Raw genomic sequence first — 16,901 nt, 5'->3', positions numbered from 1 at the left:
CTAAACAAGCTGACTCCTGTTGAGTACAGGAATCAGCTTGTATCCTAGGTTTTTTTTCAATGTCTACTAAATGGGGTCTTGACCAGTTCACTGATATCGGGCTTTTCTTTGGTATCGCTCCATTGCGCGAACTCATCGGCATACATGGAACAATAGATCCTGTCAGATGCCTTACAATCACGAATGCTCTAACATCAGCATTCTTTGACCAATATTTAAAACAGGAAGCAGCTGACTCGTTAGATTCCTTGGCAGGTCAGTATCCCGAACGGAAGAAGATGGATTTGGATTAAGTCGTTATTTGCATTCAAAAAAACTAAGCAGCCAGCCGCCGGTGGATTTCCGGCGGCTGGCTGCTTAAATTTACAAGGGTTTTAGATTCCTGTCTTACCTCACGCACAGACCGGTCTTTATTCCGGCTGCATCCCGCTCTCAATCCGCTTCATGAAATCTTCAACGGCGCTGTAGCCGAGCTGCTTAAGGTACCAATTGTTGGCTGCCGCCTCGATCAGACCAGCGACGTCTCGTCCCGGCTGAAGCTGGACCTCGATATGCGGAACTTGGACTCCCAAATATTCAGTGAACTGGGGCATCAGCTCCAGCTCATTATTCAGGGCATTCTCCCGCCAGGGGGCCAGCTCAATGTCTAGTACAATTCTCGTCTCATCCTGAAATGCCCTGCGCCCGTATTGACGCACAACATTAATCAGGCCAATGCTCCGCAGGGCCAAGAATTCACGCGTAGTCTCATTGTGCGTTCCGAGAAGTGTCGATGGCCCCAGCTTTTTAAGGACCACAATATCGTCTGCCACGAACCGGTGACCTCTGCGGATAAGTGTATGCGCCGTCTCGCTTTTGCCGATTCCCGATTTACCCCGGAGCAGGATGCCAATACCCGAAACATTGACGCATACACCATGAATAGACAGCTCAGGTGCCAGCGCCTTCACCAGGTAACTGTCCAGTTTAGCAATAAACTCGTTTGTCGTCTCTTCCGTCCGCAGCAGCGGAATACCTTCCTGATCGCAGAACAGCGTCAGATAAGGAATCTCCTGCTGGCCAGTCGTTACAATAAAACAAGGCGGATGATATTTCACGACGTTCTCGATGTGCAGCCTGCGTTCTTCAACACTTAACGTCAATAAATAATTGATTTCCTTGCGGCCGAGCACTTGCACACGTTCCATCGGAAAAAAATCAAAATATCCGACAAACTCAAGTCCGGGTCTGTGCGTTCGTGAACGGGTAATTACACGGTCCATGCGGCTGCCTCCGGCAAGCACTTCCAATTGGAACATCTCCGTAAGCCCCTGAACGGTAATCGACTTCATATTTGATCTCCTCCTATACCTTCTCTTCTATATTCCCCTAAAATTCTTGTAATTTCTACATGCTAATTATATATTTAGATCAATACATAAGACTTTCGACCCATAAATATCAACAATTACTATTAATATTAAGAAGGTGTAATATATTGGATCTAGAGTCGTGGATCGACCTCATAATGTGCTCTATTCTGTTTTATTTGCTTGTATACATCATTGCTTCGGTCACCATCACGAATCTACACAAGGTATATTTAGGTTTTCATTTTGCCATGATGATATGGCCCTACTGCCAGTTCGCTATTCGCACCGTTGATGCTCCTATCTACCAGTTATTTTATGTGAAGCTTGCCTTTGTAGATGCATCTCTGCTAACAACCGGCTGGATATTCTTCACCATTCTTATCTCGGGGCAATCGCAATTCTTAAAACGAAAAGTATTAATGCTCCTGTTCGTCCCGGCATTCCTGTCATCACTTGGTGTGGTGCTGAATCCAAATGGCTGGTTCGTCCTTCCGGTAAACGGCGGTTATGTCGAACGAATCTACGGTCCGATTTTTTGGATAAACATTACAATCCTCATCATTCATGCGATCGTCTCCCTCTATATCATTTATGTAGCTCTGGTCTCCGATCAGGCCCCACGGATCAAAAACCAGATCATGCACATGTTAAAAGGGATACTGGCCGTAACCGTATTTATTATGCTCGATGTACTTCTGAACGTTGTATTAGACGATTATCTGCCCGTCATTCCGGGCTTCACTTCTCTAGGTATCTTGGTATCTGCAATTTTCTTTGTCATTACCATTCACCAGGATAAAGTGTTTGATATTGTGACCATCGCTCACCAGGATATTATAGATACAATGGCATATGGGATTCTGGTGCTGGATGATCATGAAAGGGTCGTGGAGATCAATCAGTCTCTATCTCCTTACATGCATCTGAAGATCGGTGACCCGTTTGACATGGCTCACGTCTTACCCAAGAGCACCGATACGATTGAACGCTTCCTGTATTGTTACCGGGAACGTCCATATGAGGTCGCTGAGTTGGAGCTTCTGCACCCAGACGTCGGGCTATACCTCAGTATTCATGCAGCACCCATCATAGTTAAGGGCGTCAGGGTGGGTCGGATCATTACGTTCCAGGACTTCACCGAACGTCGCCGGCTTATTGATGAGACTAACTACCAGAACACCATTCTACAGGATAGAAATGAATCCCTAATCAAGGTACAAGAAGAACTGTTTCAGACCAACCGCAAGCTTCGGAAGATGGCAATTACCGACAGCTTGACTGGATGTTATAACCGTCATTATCTGACACAGCAGTTAGAGAATGAAGTTATCCAGAGCCGGGATTATACAAACCCCTGTGCAATCATCCTGATTGATATCGATTTCTTCAAAGCAGTGAATGATACCTATGGCCATTTAGCCGGGGATGCAGCGATTTGCAGTACGGTAGAGGTTCTCCAGCACAATCTGCGGCAAACAGACATCCTGGCCCGTTATGGCGGAGAGGAATTCATCATCTATTTGCCCATAACGGATGAATCAGAGGCAATGCTCTTAGCGGAACAGCTTAAGCGGAGTGTGGAGTCCAATAAAATGAAAATCGAAAATATAGACCACCCGTTGTCTATCACTATTAGTATGGGCCTTCTAAGTATCCGAGATTTCAAAGCTACACATGCAAAGGACGCAGCCTCCTACTTAAGTGATTTGTTAAAAACAGTGGATATGGCCTTATACGAAGCCAAACATCTAGGCCGCAACCGAATCGTTTCCGTTGGAAGATAAGACGTTTCACTCCGCTTACAGACTGGCGCCAAGCTTTATTGGGGCCAGTTTTTTTATTTGAGAACGGATTAGTTTATCCGGAGGATAGCAAAAACCAGATCGTTAAGATCTACTTAACCATCTGGTATCCGTTGTACGCTATGCAGCCTTTTTTGTGGCCTCAGCTAAAATTCTCTCTCGAATCTCTTCCTCGCAAACCGGGCAAAAAGGCTTGTTGAGAACGCGCATTTTGCAGTCGAGTGTTGGAATATACCACCCTGTAGTTGAAGGCATTGGATATACCCCTATGTTCGACTTTCCGATAAAGTCTTTCCATTTCACCTTCTTCGGATCACTTTCCTGCGTAACGTTCGCCGACTCACTCGTATAAATCTTTCCCGCGTAATACTCATCACCGAGGTCTGCATAAGAATGACCGAACTCATGCAGCATGATTTCCGTGGAAGAGGCATGTACAGAAGCGGTCGGATACATACCGCCGGAACCGCCGTATTTCTCGGAGTTGACGATAATTACAGCACTGTCGTAGTTGATATTGCTGCTCGTTAAGAGGTCATCCAGGACATCGTATTTCGTCGGCGCAAGCAACCGGTCCATTCCGGAGGTGTTATAGGCGGTGCCAAAGAAAGTATCCTTGATATGTTCAGGATCTGGTGAAGCACCGGTCACATTAGAAATTACATTAATGCGGTAGAAGTTAATGTGTTCGCTCAAGGATTTGAACGGCTCCTCTTTCAAGAAAGCGGCAACCATCTTGTCTGCATCTGCATTAAACTTCTCTTGTTCGTCTTTCGTATATCCATCCCCTACAAACACGATTACCAATTTGTCATCATCATCGCCATTATCGACTATTTTCTGTTGCTCAAAGTCGAACTTTTTCTTCAGGAGGATGTCTTTGCCAAAGATATTATCGAGAATATCAAATCCCGTAATCGTCTCCTGATTATATCCGTTCATTGTCACTTCGATGGTGTAGCCTCTTCCTGGCGCTATATCCTTTAGGATAAAATCACCATTCTGTGGATTGACCGTTACTGGAAGGCCTACCCTGTTACCTTTACTATTTCTCAGCTGGACCGAGGCTTTGACCAGAAATACTTGATCCGCTGCCTCCACACCTACTATCGTTCCACTTACTGTATACTTTTGGGCTTGCACTGCAGGGTTCAGAAAAACGACCGAAAATTTCGAATAGCTATAGTTGCTTACCTGCTTGGCTTTGCCTAACGTAAAGGCAGAATCGTTGAACATCAGGACTATGGTATTGCTGGATGAGGTGATATTGTCCGAAGCTGTATGCGAGCTGGCCTTGCCGGAAAAAATAACGGACACCTTCGAAGAGCCCGCTTTAACGAGCTTTACTTTCACTCCTTGCGGCAAGCCTTTTACTGTATACGTTTTGCTTGGCAGTTCCTTGCCGGTAGCTACACTTTTGAGAAATGTATCGTTAACCAGCGTAGCCGAGTATTTCCCCGATACTGTTCCATCATTAGAGCTGGATTCTTTGATCGCTGCATCTGCCTTCCACACCATACTTCTTCCGGCTGCTGCTCCGTAAACACAGGGTACTGGCTGCACAATAAAACCTAATAGTACGATTACTAGTAAAATAAAGCTGCTCTTAGATCTTCTTAAATAACGGATCATGACTCGCTCCCCTTCGACAACATCATACAAAATCTTACAATATATCGATTATAATCTATCGTTCCCGCAGTTACTAGACTCAAGCGGTTACTAGATGCAAGTACGAAGTCGAAAACATGCGGTCATCGGGAGAGCGGTGGTCATATGAACATACAATTTCGCAGTTATCAGCCAGAGGATTTCATCGAAGTCCGGGATATGCTCGTTAGCAGCTTCGAGGAAATAGGCTATCAAGACAATTGGCTTATCGACCGATGGAACTTCTGTAGGACGGTCAGTCATACGATGCATAATACGTTCGATACTTGGGAGAACACAGTGGGAGTTTGGGTAGATGAAGCCGGTGCGATCGTCGGAGCCGTTAACTCGGAAGGCGAAGAGCGAGGCGAAGCTTTTTTTCAACTTAGATTTCCTTTGCCTGCAGCGGTCCTTGAAGAAATGTTCGCATTTGCAGAACGAAACTTAACTGTAGAGGACAAGGGACGAAGATTCATCCACTTACGAATTCCGGCTGGTGACTCCATACGGGAATCCATCGCATATTCAAGAGGCTATACAAAGTTAGACTGGGAAGACCCCATGTCAATGATTTCTTTAGACCATTTAGAGCCAGTGGCTCTTCCAAATGGTTATCGCATTCAATCCGGAACGGAAGTTTCGAGTGAAGCCAAAGCACTCGCTCATGCCAAAGCTTTCGGTTATTTTGAAGATGACCATGACCGTACCATCCCCTTAGCCTTCGAACGGATGAAATTAGCCCCCGATTACCGGCCGGATCTCGATCTGTCCGTTGTCGACGACTCGGGAGAAGTCGTTTCGTTCTGTACACTGTGGTACGACACTCGGAACCAGCATGGAATTCTAGAGCCCGTCGGGACAATACCTGCTGCACGTATGAAAGGATTATCCCGCTCCGTCATTATGGAAGGACAGCAACGGCTGGCCGCTTATGGGGCGAAATCGGCTTACGTTGGATCTACTATGGGTTTCTATAAGAGAATTGGATTTGAAGCTGCGTTTCGAAGCTATGTCTGGGAAAAAACCCTGGAAGACTGATTCTCCCAAGGCCCCTTCGGTTTACGATCGGCTGTAATTGAATCCGGTGAAGTTAAAGCCTTTTAGAATCAGCCAAACGGCAAGGATCATTTCATTCGCTGCTACCGGCAGCGACAGGATGGCCCCCCATACAGACAGTTGAGGGAATACTCCGAACATCTCTAACAAGGCTGCAAGAAATACCAGTATTGACCCCGTTATGCCTAAGACTGATATAAACCGGGGGACGAGTCTGGTTTTATAAAAGATGTAACTATACATCAGCGTATTTATCCCCAGCATGAAATTGGGCCCCAGCATAAACGTCCAATCATGGATGGCTTTTAACAGGGTACCTGAAGCTTCAAAAGAAGCCATGTCCGCAGCAGCTGAGGATGCAAATTCCCGGCTTAAGGTCAAAAGGGAGAGTACGCTGATGATTCCCACAGTGATGATAACCGCTTCGAGAAACCGGAAAAGCACATGCCCGAGAGCCAGCGTCTCATTGTATTTTTTTAATAACGGGAACATGGTAATCGAAGTGCCGACTGCGCAAACAACAAGAATCAGCTCCATAATTGCTCCCAATATTACCTGATTCCCGTGTGCGGAGCCCTGCTCCAAATAATCAGGACCATTCAGAATTGGATCGTATAGAAGAAGACCAGCTATCGATGAAACGGCCGCAAGAATAAACAGGATACCCACGATTTTCGCTGCTATTGGGCTTGATTTCATTCCTTCATCTCCTCTTCGTACTTAATCCTTCGCGTGTTCTCCGTAAAAGAATACCTCTTCTAACGTTAAGTCAAAGGCGAGTGCAATGCGAAAAGCCAATTCCAGAGACGGTGAATAGTTGCCTTTTTCCAAAGCTACGATCGTCTGTCTCGTTACGCCCACCTTGTCAGCTAATTGCTGCTGTGTCATTTCACCCTGGTTGAAGCGTAATCTGCGAATGTGATTGCCAACAAGATTCTTTCCCATCCTAGACTCCTTTCCGGTAATGATAAAGTTTAGTAACAGAACCGGTCACATCCGAAATAAATCCGGCAGCGATTAGGATCACGAACATCACCTGTACTGGCTGATCGAGGACCAGCGAGCCCATTGCAAGTATAAAGCCCAGGATGAACACAAAGAAGCCGTTTCGGTTGGACTTTAATTCGATGAGTTTATCCAGTTCGTCCGCGAAATTAGGCTCCTTCTCCCCGGTCGTCATGCGGAAGATGATGTTGAAAATAATGCTGATGATGATATGTGCGACAATGGAGACCAGAGTCAGAACGAGGACAAAGGAACCCCAATAATGAAGGGCTTCTGTCATACCCGCCCCCTCGGGGTACTTCGGATACATGTAAGCACAATAAGATCCGAAGATGAGAATGGCAGTAATCAAGGAGACAATGCTCTTCTTTTCTTGATAGGTCATACGCTACACCGCCTACACTGTATTTTTATAACAAGTCAAGTCTTATGTACATAATGTAATAAAAACCATTCACTATGTCAAGTTTATTTAACACTTGGGCTTAAATTCTTAGCTCCCGATTGAATTATAAAAGGCCATCCGGGTGGATGGCCTGCTCATTAAGATCTCTTCAGCTTGATGGGGAACAGTAAATCCAACTGGTGCTCGTCGCTCTCCGGCCAATTGTGATGGCAGTGGTAGACATAATTCAAGTGTTCTTCTAACAATCCGCCCATGAGCTCGCCATGGTCATCCAAGGTATTGGCTTCATACTTCGCATTATCATATTGAACCCAATCGGATAGCAGCTCCCATTCTTGAAAGTTGCCCAATGTGATCGTATGTGCTGCAAACATACCGCCGGTATACTGCTTTTTCACAAGTGGCGCAGGTACATCCATGTCGGCAGGGATGGTAACCCAAAGCTCGTACCCATAATACGGTCGCTCACTAGAGGGGTTCGGATGATTAAAGCCAAAGACACGAGCATCCGGCTTGATGGTATAAAGCTGACTGCTCCGCAAAAACTCCGCCAGCTGATCTCCGGCATGCTCCTCAGGGTTCTCCCCCATATAATGACTCGCCGCGACCGCACAGGGTGGAATATGAACAATCCGCACTTGCTCAAGCTTCTGCAGTTTCTCTTGCGCTTTGTTTAAATCCTTCATTGACTTTTCCTCCTTAAGATCGAAATTAGATAAGGATAAGGAGTCAATTTCCCGAAGTATCACTTCATCGCTTAAGAGATCCGGGTTAATTTCAAGCACGTGGTTCCGTTCCAGTTCCTCGACAAGCTTCGCTATAATATCTTTGACCGTGGTGAGTGAATCGATTTTACTGGCCAGTTCCTTCACTCTTTTTTTGAAAATATCTACAGCGGTTACCGCATCCTTGTTCTCAAGAATAGCAGCAATTTGTTTCAAAGGAATACTGAGTTTTCTTAAAATCATGATTTGCTGGAGCCTCCGAAGAGAAGCCTGGTCATAGGTTCTGTACGCATACCCTTCTTTTTTGGTACTCTCTATAAGCCCTAGCTGCTCATAATAACGGAGTGTCCGAGTCGTTACCTGAAAATAACCTGATACTTCGCTGATGGTTGATAGTTCCACATTTATCCTCCTTCCTTCAAATGAAGTCTAAGGGACGCCGCGACGTCAAAGTCAACAATAATTCTGCAAGACAGAAAACTCCACACAGTCCGTATGGTTACGTTTTTTATACTCCATTTTAACATTGCTTTCCTTATACGCGCTGGATATAATTCCGTTGTAAGCCCTTACTAATTACTTAACGCTTATGAGGATGACTGCTATAAAAAAATAAATTGCATTTAAAACGGCAGGAGGGTCCCCTCCTGCCGTTTCGCTATGAATTCTGCCTGCCAGTCATCCACCCTTATATCATCGCCCTGCTTAGTCCACTGCCTTGCATTAGCCAAGAACCAAATCATGCTTCAAGCGGTCCAGCTGCAGAAGATGATGACGATAGTGCATTTCAATGAGTACATACCATTCCTCCGCGCACAGTCCGCCGAAGCGCGGATGAGGTACTGTGTTTTGTTTGGATGCTTTGGCAAGAGCAGGCTCAATCTCCCGCATTCTTTGGATGACCGTATGCAACCCTTGAATTAGCTGCTCTTTGCTTGCCGGCTGCTCCGGCGTATACTGCGGGGAAGGCGGAACCTGAATGCGAATAGGCGGGAAGCTTCCTTGAGCAAATACAGCCGCACCAGCCTCAGTTTTAGCGGCTTGAGATACTGAGGAATCTTGGTTTGGCAACAGGCATTGATCCACATTACGAAGCTGCATATAAAGCGCCGAGTTAATGAGATGCTGAATCATCTGCCCAATGGACCACTCGTTGTCACTTGGCTTGCGCTGCAGCTGCTCCAAACTGAACGAGTCCAGTTCACGAATATAATAATTCGCTGTTTCCTCAAACCGTTGTAAAACTTCCTTAGTTGTCGTCATCATTTATCGGCTCCTTTAATCATCTTTGATCCAAGTATACAAAAACGCTACTGACACCATTATGTCAGTAGCGTTTTAGCGCCTTTTTCAGTTCTTTTCGTACCACATGCCGGAAGGATTTCGGCTCCAGCACAACCACTCCGCCACCCCAGCCGAGCACCCAATGCAGCAATTCCTCAGGCTGCCGGACACGAAAGGTCATCAAGAGCCCTTCCACATGTTCCTCCGTACTCTCTAGATAGAAGTTATTCGACTCCCTTACCTTGTCGGCAATGTCAGGTTGAACCTGGATACGCACAAGAACTTTACGATCATCCGGAGCCTGGTATTCATCCAATTGAAAATCGGCCGGCAGCTTAAATCCGGTCTCCAGCTTCATAAGCTCCGTCATCCGGGACAACCGGAAATGACGGATGTCCTGACGCAGCTCACACCATGCGATGAGAATCCACGTCCCTTGAACAAGCACAAGCCCATAAGGGGCAACTGTCCGAATACTTTGACGGTTCCCGTCCGCCTCGGCAATTCTTTTGGAATAACAGAAACTTATCTTCCTTTCCTCCAATATCGCCTGGCGGATCACCTCTATGGCTGCCTTCTCCTGTACACGTGCGACTTCTTCAGCCGTTGCAATCAGACGAAAGCTCTGGCGAATCCGGGTTGACTCACTGCGGACCGGTTCCGGCAGAATGGCTTCAATCTTTCTTCTGGAAGTTCGAGACTTACTGACATAGCGGGCATCAAACCACTGTTCGATGAAGTCTGTCCCGATGAGTAATGTCACTGCTTCTTCCACCGTGAAACTGACTGGCGGCAGGAAATACCCGTCCATTAGGGAATAGCCTTGCCCGGGAGCACCTACAACAGATACGCCCGCTTCACTTAATGCCTGAATATCCCTGTAGATGGTTCTTACACTTGTTTCAAAGGTAGCGGCCAAATCTTCTGCCCGTAACATTTTGTTGCGCTGCAGCTCAAGTATTATGGCTAACATACGATCCGTTTTATTCATGCCGCCGCACCCTTCCCCCGAGAGATTGAATGCTAGTGTGCAACATCGGGTTGACTTAAAATATCTTTATACATCGTAATTTTGTCTTCCAGCATCTTCTCCGTGGCTGCTAAGGCCTTCATTTGACTCTGTATATCTTCTCGATGATCTTCCAGGAGCTTCAAACGGTCTTTGGTTGTATGCTCTCCTTCTTTGTATAAACGGGTATATTCCCGAATCTGCATAATCGGCATTTGGGTTTGCTTCAATTTCACCACAAATCGCAGCCAGGCAAGATCTGAGTCATCATACACTCTTTCCCCGTATAGATTACGCTTCGGAACGATAATTTCTTCCTTTTCGTAATATCTCAGGGTATGGGCGGTGATCCCAATAGACCTCGCTACTTCACTAATCGTATACATCCTCATCCCCATCTTTCTTTACCGGATTAGCAGGCCCTATGATTATAAAAAAGGCTTGCCTTAGAGTCAACTTTAAGGCATACAATCAACTCATATTCCAGTCGTCACGCTGGATCAGCAATCACAATCAATAAGGAGGAACACCCATGAAATATACAGTTATCACCGGCGCAAGCTCCGGTATCGGTTATGAAGCCGCTTTAGCTTTTGCTGCCCGCGGCAAAAACGTTGTTATTGTTGCTCGAAGAACGGATCAGCTGGAGGCGCTAAAGTCTGAAATCACTCAGGCCTATCCTCACGTCGATGTCGTCATTCGAACAACGGACTTATCCATTGCCCATCACGCCCACCAGCTCTACGAGAGCCTGCAAGAACTGGACATCGAAACTTGGATCAACAATGCGGGTTTTGGCAATTTCGCCACAGTAGGCGATCAAAACCTGAATAAAATAGAATCCATGCTACATCTCAACATCGAAGCATTAACGATACTCTCCACCCTATTCGTTCGTGATTACTCCCAGGTTGAAGGTACGCAATTAATCAATATATCGTCCGGCGGGGGGTATACCATTATCGAGAACTCCGTTACCTACTGCGCGACCAAGTTCTATGTAAGTGCCTTAACAGAGGGTCTTTCATACGAACTGAAAGGTCAAGGCGCGGGCATGCAAGCCAAAGTATTAGCCCCTGCCGCTACCGAAACTGAATTTGCGAAGCGTGCATTCGATGCCCCGAGCTTCAATTATAATGGAACTGTACCCCAGTATCATACGGCTAAAGAAATGGCGGGGTTTTTACTAGATTTGTATGACAGTGACAACGTAGTCGGGATAGTGAACGGATCGTCGTACGAATTTGAGCTAAAGGATCCCATCTTCAAATACAAAAGCCGTATCCGATAAGCTTATAGGTAAGGCCACCCTTTGAGGTGGCCTTTATTCGTTCCCTTTCAGGATTACATTTCCTTTATTAATATAGTATATTGGTACTATTAACCTTGCGACATTTGAACTACTTACCCCAAGAAAGTGACAGCTTTCAACACAAATTTAAGGACTGAATTCGATGCCCTACATCATTGCCGCAATTGCTATAGTCTGGCTTTTATGGCCTATTGTTTCTGGTATTTTGAGAATTATCTTTGTCTTAACTTCCGGAATTTTTAATGCTTTTGGAAAATTTCTCTTTATTATTCTGGCTTTAGTAGGTATTGTTGCCGCCTTTATGTTAGGGCCTATAGGTTGGGGTATTGGCGCAATTGTATTTGTTTTATTTTTCGCTGTAAAAAGATAAGGAGGTTTAGAGGATGCTACAATCAAAAATAGCTATGCTAGCAGCTAACCCTAAATTGGTAGGCAAATTATGTGATCTACTGGGCACAATGCCAAATGTCGATTTCCCTACAATGGGTGGCCACTTCTTTTGGGAAACGTTAGCGGAGTCAGGCGGTTGGAAACTTCAAAAGAATAAACTAACGGATCACTGTAGACTTCTGGACCCAAGTAATAATAGAAAGGCCTGGGGATCAGAAAAAGCAATGATCAATGCCTTGACGAAGTTACAGCCATCTTCAATGGCAGTTGAACAATCTTCTACATCTGATGCCAGAAAAGTATATTGTTCCGATTGTGGCGAAAGAGTCCCTGAAGGAAAGTTCTGTAAGGAATGTGGGGCAAAGATGGAATAACCCCTAATTGGTCACTTATTTTCTACACATCGTTACCAACAAGTGAAAAGGCACCCTTGCGGGTGCCTTTACTCATGCGAATGGTGCCTTCTTCATCTATTGGCCTAACTTAAAGATATTAATACTGCGTTCCACCAGCAGCGCGTTGTCATTCAGCAGCTCTGACAGCTTTTGAATTTCATCCATAGCCGCAGCCTGCTCTTCTGTTGCAGCACATATTTCTTCTGTTGAGGCTGAGGCGGATTGAGACACACCGGCAATATTTTGGATGATAGAAGAGATTTGCTCCCGGTTCTCATCGAATTCTTTCAGTTGGCTTACAATGTGATTCGTTCTTTCTGTAATGCTCAGCACAGAGTCTGCGATCTCCTGGAAGGCCTGATTCGTTTGTTCCACCGTCTGGAGCTGTTCAGTCACTTTCTGTTTCGATTGATCCATGGTGAGTTGAACCTGCTTGATATCTCCGGCAATTCCGCTTATGATTTCGCCTATATTACTGCTGGCAGCCGCCGCACCCTCAGCAAGTTTACGGATTTCTGCAGCAACTACGGCGAAACCTCTTCCGCTCTCTCCCGCGCGAGCCGCCTCGATTCCTGCATTCAAAGCCAGAAGATTGGTTTGGGTTGCAATGGAGGTCAGCGTTTGGATAACCTGCTCAATGGTTGAGGCTTTGCTGCCTAAGGCTTCAACAATTTCTCCGACGGATTCCGCAGCTTCTGCGCTCTCCTCCGATGCCTTCATCAGCATTTCCATAACAGCTATGCCTTTCTGATTCGAAGAATGCGCTGTATCAGTTGCTTCTTTACACATTTGAACATTAGCGGCTACTTCATTAAACGTCTGCGACAATGCCGCCGAGACTTGAACGCCATCTTCAGTATCCCTTGTCTGCTGCTCTGCCCCGTCCGCAACATCATTAACCGCTCTGGCTACCTCACCAATGGATATAGCAGTTTCACGGGTGGTTGCTTCCAGTACTTTAGATGTACCGATAACACCAGAGAACGCAATAGAGATATCACGCAGGCTTTCTTCAATCTTATCCATCATATTGTTGTAGCTGACACTCAATCGCCCGAGTTCATCCTTGGATTTATGAGTGAAGCGCTCCGTAAGGTCTCCATGAGCAGCCTTCTCCATGATCTTCATCAGCCGCAAGATTGGAGTAGTAATCTTATGCGCTACAAACCAAGTGAACACACTCGCCACAACAGACAATAACAAGGAGAGCCATATCATCTTGTCGCGGATATCTGTAGCGAAAGCGAAAGCCTTATTCTCTTCCTGAACTGCAATAACTGCCCACTTATCCGAAGTTCCAGGCAGTGTGATCGGGTTATACGCTGCTACCATATGGATATTCCCTTTTAGATATTTACCTGTTCCGGTTTCACCGCTAAGCGCTTTTTTGGCGATATCGCTTAAGTCAGATTTGAATTCGATGGATTGCTCTTCCGTCTTTTGATTACCGGCATCATCAAGAACCACTTTTCCGCTTTTATCCTTAACAAGAACGGTTTTCTTTAATGTTTTTAAGTTGTATAATTCCTCAACATATTGTTTGTTGGGATGTGCAATAATCGTTCCTTCACCGTCTATGATAAAAATATAGCTGCCGTTCCCCAGCGAGTTTTGTTCTGCAAGTTGCTGCAGGGCATCGAGCTTAATATCACTTCCGAGAATACCTGTCATCGCTCCCGACTCATCTACAATCGGATGAAAAATCGACGTAACGGCAGTATTGCCGCTCAGTGAATAATACGACTTGCTGACGAAGGATGTCTTCTTCTCCATCATCTCTTTGAACCACCAGCGGTCAGCGCGGTTCCCGAGTTTTCCACTGGACCTTGCCGTTTGCATTCCGTCTATTCCTTGTATATACAGCAGATCGAATTGGGAATTCCGCTTAGCCGAGCGTTCCAATATACTTTTTTGGGCCTCTGCATTGAAGTCTTTAATATCGGTCTGATCAGAAATTTCACTGGTTATCCCATACGAAGCTTCTATAAACGATGTTACATTCGTTGAGATTGCATTAGCAAAACCCTGGTTCTTATCATCAATAATCCCTGCATAATCCCGTGTAATAAATAAATTGCTAACCAAATTGGTAAACAGCAATATACTAAACACCAGAATAACTACCAACACAATTAGCTTTCTCTTCAAACTCCTCATAATTCCCCCTAATATTCGACAAAATTTTATAAACACGACAACAATAATAAACAAGTTTCGACATTAATGCTATGACGAATTGCAGATTCCGCATCAAAACCAAGACCCCATTAAGCCGCCAGATCTTGCTTCTTTCCTCTTACCCACCTACACTGTACCTCCTTCAGATTATTATTTATTGCAGGGGGTTCCCTCTCACCTCATTCACTTCCATGTATAGAAAAATAAATCGTGTTGTAACCTTTTTGCACAATGGTGCGTCTGAGATCACAAGTAAATAACAAACTACATCACGAGGTGAAGGAAATGAAGAAAACATTCAAGATCATTACGATGTCCGCTGCCGCTGCACTAACACTAAGTTTCGCCGGGCAACAATTCGCTTCGGCCGCAACTTTCAAAGATTTAAATAACGTTCAGGATAAAGAGAAGATCATTGCCCTGCAAAACAGTGGCCTGATCAAGGGGATCAGCACCTACCTGTTTGGTCCGCACATTCCCATCTCAGAGGCAGAAGGCGTTCAGATGATCGTCAATTCGTTAGGACTTAATTTGGACCTGGTTCGATTCGTTAAAGAGCCTAAGGCTACGGACTACTTTGCATATGCCAGCAATTCCGCTTGGTACTCGCAAGCCCTCATTATTGCTGCCGTCAACGGACTCGATCTTCCCGCAGACTTGAAGCCAAACCAGAAGTTTACGCGCGAAGAGTTCACACACCAGCTCATTCATGCGATCGAGGTACGCGGCCAACTGCCTATGGTGAAGCCTGTTGTTGTTGAATTTAAAGACCAGGATCAAGTCAAGGTTGATTATTCCGGTTCGATCCAGCGCGCCTTGAACTATGGTGTTGTGAAGCTGGATGCGAACGGAAAGTTTAACCCCAAGAAAGAGATTACCCGGGCTGAGGCAGCCGTAGAGATTAGCAATGCACTGTCATACCTGAAGGCGCATCCGGTACCAGTTGCTGTGAATGAGACCCTTACGGCGGAACAAGCTGTTCAATTGATCAAGCACGCCGTAGGACCGAGTGCGAACCTACAGATCAAGATCGATCCGAAAGCCAGCATGAGCCGCGAATCGTTCACGTACCTGCTAGTCCATACGCTCCAAACGAGCGGACAACTACCGATGATCAATGTCATTCCGGTCGAAGTGAAGGATGAGAGTCAGATGGACATCTCAAATTCAGGTGCCATTCAAACGGCAATCGCCCTTGGCTTCGTTACATTGGATCAGGCTGGGAACTTTAATCCGAAGGCCGATATTACCCGTACGGCTGGCACCGACATCGTTAACAAAGCTGTGGACTTTTTGAAAGCTCACCCCGCACCTGGAGCTGTGAGCGAGGTCCTTACGGCAGAGCAGGCCGTTCAGTTAATCAAGGAAGCCGTTGGACCGAAGGCGAACCTGCAGATCAAGATCGACCCCAAATCCGAAATGAGCCGCGAATCGTTCACGTATCTGCTGATTCATACGCTCCAAACAAGCGGACAACTACCGATGCTTAAGCTGATCCCGGTAGAAATCAAGGATAACGACAAGATCGACATCTTAAACTCAGGGGCTATTCAGACAGCGATTGCCTTGAAGATCGTAAAACTGGACACAGATGGAAATTTTAACCCTAAGGACGGAATCACTCGTGCAGATGCGACCGCTATGGTCAGCCAAGTGCATGTGATCTTAGACAGCTTAGCCAATCATTAAGAATTTGGCTGGGGCGGCAGTCCCGTCTACCCACAGATTGCAACAGTATATTGTTGAAGTGCCCCTTCTGCCAAAATGGCAGAGGGGGTTTTAACTTTTTATTACAAAAAAACCCGGATTCCTATAACCTAGGATTCCGAGCTTCGTAATATGATCATTCTTGAGAATGGAGACAATTCCCATAGTAGATTGAATGATGATTATGACTGGGGAGTGGATCATATCCCTCATTTGAACGATCTTTAGGGGGATGAGAAATTCTCGAAATAGTGGATTGGAGAAATCTCGACTCGCCAACCAAACTGCTCACCCGCACTCACCTGTAAGGTCGGATGCAAGGAGGCTATTTGGATTGCTTCCTCCATGTCCTTTGCTTCTATAATAAAAGCACTGCCTATCGTCTCCTGAGTTTCAATTAAAGGACCATCCATAACCTCCACCTGTCCGTTCTCCTGCCGCAAGCATATAGTTTCTGCAGTGAGGCCCACATCGAGAATCACTTGACCACTCTCGTAGAGCTTCTCTAGGTGAGGCGGACATTCGCTCATAACAGCATTAATCTTTTCCTTAGGGCTGGCATCCATTTTCGCTGAATTCAAGTAACCTAAACATAGGAATTTCATTTTCATTTCTCCTTTGCGTTAGATT

At 45.7% G+C, this 16,901-nt stretch carries 18 protein-coding genes; 7 read left to right on the top strand and 11 right to left on the bottom strand.

The genetic code is table 11. The annotated features are described in order from the left end of the window. Positions 1–59 precede the first annotated feature (59 nt). Positions 60–293, top strand: coding sequence for a hypothetical protein (locus tag ACAN55_RS21860; protein ID WP_379137954.1), 234 nt, complete (start codon positions 60–62; stop codon positions 291–293). A gap of 117 nt (positions 294–410) precedes the next feature. Here ACAN55_RS21860 and hprK read toward each other — a convergent pair whose 3' ends face one another. Next, a complete protein-coding gene (hprK, locus tag ACAN55_RS21855; protein ID WP_379137951.1) occupies positions 411–1,331 on the bottom strand; it encodes an HPr(Ser) kinase/phosphatase in 921 nt (306 codons plus the stop codon). Between the two features lie 146 nt (positions 1,332–1,477). Here hprK and ACAN55_RS21850 point away from each other — a divergent pair, with 146 nt between their 5' ends. Then, the gene (locus ACAN55_RS21850) at positions 1,478–3,136 is read left to right on the top strand and encodes a histidine kinase N-terminal 7TM domain-containing diguanylate cyclase (protein ID WP_379137948.1); all 1,659 of its coding nucleotides are present in this window, start codon (positions 1,478–1,480) and stop codon (positions 3,134–3,136) included. A 138-nt stretch (positions 3,137–3,274) separates the two neighbouring features. Here the strand turns inward: ACAN55_RS21850 and ACAN55_RS21845 are convergent, their stop codons facing one another. Next, complete coding sequence (locus tag ACAN55_RS21845; protein ID WP_379137944.1) at positions 3,275–4,786, bottom strand: M64 family metallopeptidase; 1,512 nt, start codon at positions 4,784–4,786, stop codon at positions 3,275–3,277. A gap of 144 nt (positions 4,787–4,930) precedes the next feature. Between ACAN55_RS21845 and ACAN55_RS21840 the strand changes: the two genes are divergently transcribed. Beyond that, entirely contained in the window at positions 4,931–5,842 is a 912-nt protein-coding gene (locus tag ACAN55_RS21840) for a GNAT family N-acetyltransferase (protein ID WP_379137941.1), read from the top strand. A 21-nt stretch (positions 5,843–5,863) separates the two neighbouring features. Here the strand turns inward: ACAN55_RS21840 and ACAN55_RS21835 are convergent, their stop codons facing one another. From ACAN55_RS21835 to ACAN55_RS21805, 7 genes are all read right to left on the bottom strand, one after another. Beyond that, positions 5,864–6,559, bottom strand: coding sequence for a DUF4386 domain-containing protein (locus ACAN55_RS21835; RefSeq protein ID WP_379137938.1), 696 nt, complete (start codon positions 6,557–6,559; stop codon positions 5,864–5,866). 21 nt (positions 6,560–6,580) lie between these two features. Further along, positions 6,581–6,805, bottom strand: a complete 225-nt coding sequence (locus ACAN55_RS21830; RefSeq protein WP_379137936.1) for a helix-turn-helix transcriptional regulator — start codon at positions 6,803–6,805, stop codon at positions 6,581–6,583. A 1-nt stretch (position 6,806) separates the two neighbouring features. Beyond that, on the bottom strand, positions 6,807–7,250 hold the full coding sequence (locus tag ACAN55_RS21825; RefSeq protein ID WP_379137934.1) for a hypothetical protein: 444 nt from the start codon (positions 7,248–7,250) through the stop codon (positions 6,807–6,809). A 158-nt stretch (positions 7,251–7,408) separates the two neighbouring features. Continuing rightward, positions 7,409–8,398, bottom strand: a complete 990-nt coding sequence (locus tag ACAN55_RS21820) for an effector binding domain-containing protein (RefSeq protein WP_379137931.1) — start codon at positions 8,396–8,398, stop codon at positions 7,409–7,411. A gap of 321 nt (positions 8,399–8,719) precedes the next feature. Beyond that, positions 8,720–9,259: a DinB family protein gene (locus ACAN55_RS21815; RefSeq protein WP_379137928.1), complete on the bottom strand. Its 540-nt coding sequence runs from the start codon at positions 9,257–9,259 to the stop codon at positions 8,720–8,722. 64 nt (positions 9,260–9,323) lie between these two features. Continuing rightward, a complete protein-coding gene (locus ACAN55_RS21810) occupies positions 9,324–10,271 on the bottom strand; it encodes a helix-turn-helix transcriptional regulator (protein WP_379137925.1) in 948 nt (315 codons plus the stop codon). Between the two features lie 32 nt (positions 10,272–10,303). Beyond that, positions 10,304–10,675 (bottom strand): MerR family transcriptional regulator, encoded by a 372-nt coding sequence (locus ACAN55_RS21805; protein ID WP_379137961.1) that lies wholly within the window; start codon positions 10,673–10,675, stop codon positions 10,304–10,306. 146 nt (positions 10,676–10,821) lie between these two features. Between ACAN55_RS21805 and ACAN55_RS21800 the strand changes: the two genes are divergently transcribed. The 3 genes from ACAN55_RS21800 (at position 10,822) to ACAN55_RS21790 (ending at position 12,365) form a co-directional block, all read left to right on the top strand. Next, positions 10,822–11,580 (top strand): SDR family NAD(P)-dependent oxidoreductase, encoded by a 759-nt coding sequence (locus ACAN55_RS21800; RefSeq protein ID WP_379137922.1) that lies wholly within the window; start codon positions 10,822–10,824, stop codon positions 11,578–11,580. 163 nt (positions 11,581–11,743) lie between these two features. Further along, positions 11,744–11,971 carry a hypothetical protein gene (locus ACAN55_RS21795; RefSeq protein ID WP_379137920.1) on the top strand — a complete coding sequence of 76 codons (228 nt, stop codon included), beginning with the start codon at positions 11,744–11,746 and terminating at the stop codon, positions 11,969–11,971. A 13-nt stretch (positions 11,972–11,984) separates the two neighbouring features. Then, on the top strand, positions 11,985–12,365 hold the full coding sequence (locus ACAN55_RS21790) for a hypothetical protein (protein ID WP_379137918.1): 381 nt from the start codon (positions 11,985–11,987) through the stop codon (positions 12,363–12,365). A gap of 96 nt (positions 12,366–12,461) precedes the next feature. On the opposite strand, the gene ACAN55_RS21785 is transcribed toward ACAN55_RS21790, so the two are convergent. Then, complete coding sequence (locus ACAN55_RS21785) at positions 12,462–14,534, bottom strand: methyl-accepting chemotaxis protein (protein WP_379137915.1); 2,073 nt, start codon at positions 14,532–14,534, stop codon at positions 12,462–12,464. Positions 14,535–14,849: 315 nt separating this feature from the next. Here ACAN55_RS21785 and ACAN55_RS21780 point away from each other — a divergent pair, with 315 nt between their 5' ends. After that, positions 14,850–16,253: an S-layer homology domain-containing protein gene (locus ACAN55_RS21780; RefSeq protein WP_379137912.1), complete on the top strand. Its 1,404-nt coding sequence runs from the start codon at positions 14,850–14,852 to the stop codon at positions 16,251–16,253. A gap of 242 nt (positions 16,254–16,495) precedes the next feature. Here the strand turns inward: ACAN55_RS21780 and ACAN55_RS21775 are convergent, their stop codons facing one another. Beyond that, positions 16,496–16,876, bottom strand: coding sequence for a YciI family protein (locus ACAN55_RS21775; protein ID WP_379137908.1), 381 nt, complete (start codon positions 16,874–16,876; stop codon positions 16,496–16,498). Positions 16,877–16,901 lie beyond the last annotated feature (25 nt).

Origin of the sequence: Paenibacillus oryziterrae (genome assembly GCF_042610485.1) — a bacterium.
In the GTDB taxonomy this organism is placed as follows: Bacteria; Bacillota; Bacilli; order Paenibacillales; family Paenibacillaceae; genus Paenibacillus_AQ.
The sequence above is the reverse complement of the archived record's forward strand: the minus strand, read 5'-3'. Positions and strand labels throughout refer to the sequence as shown.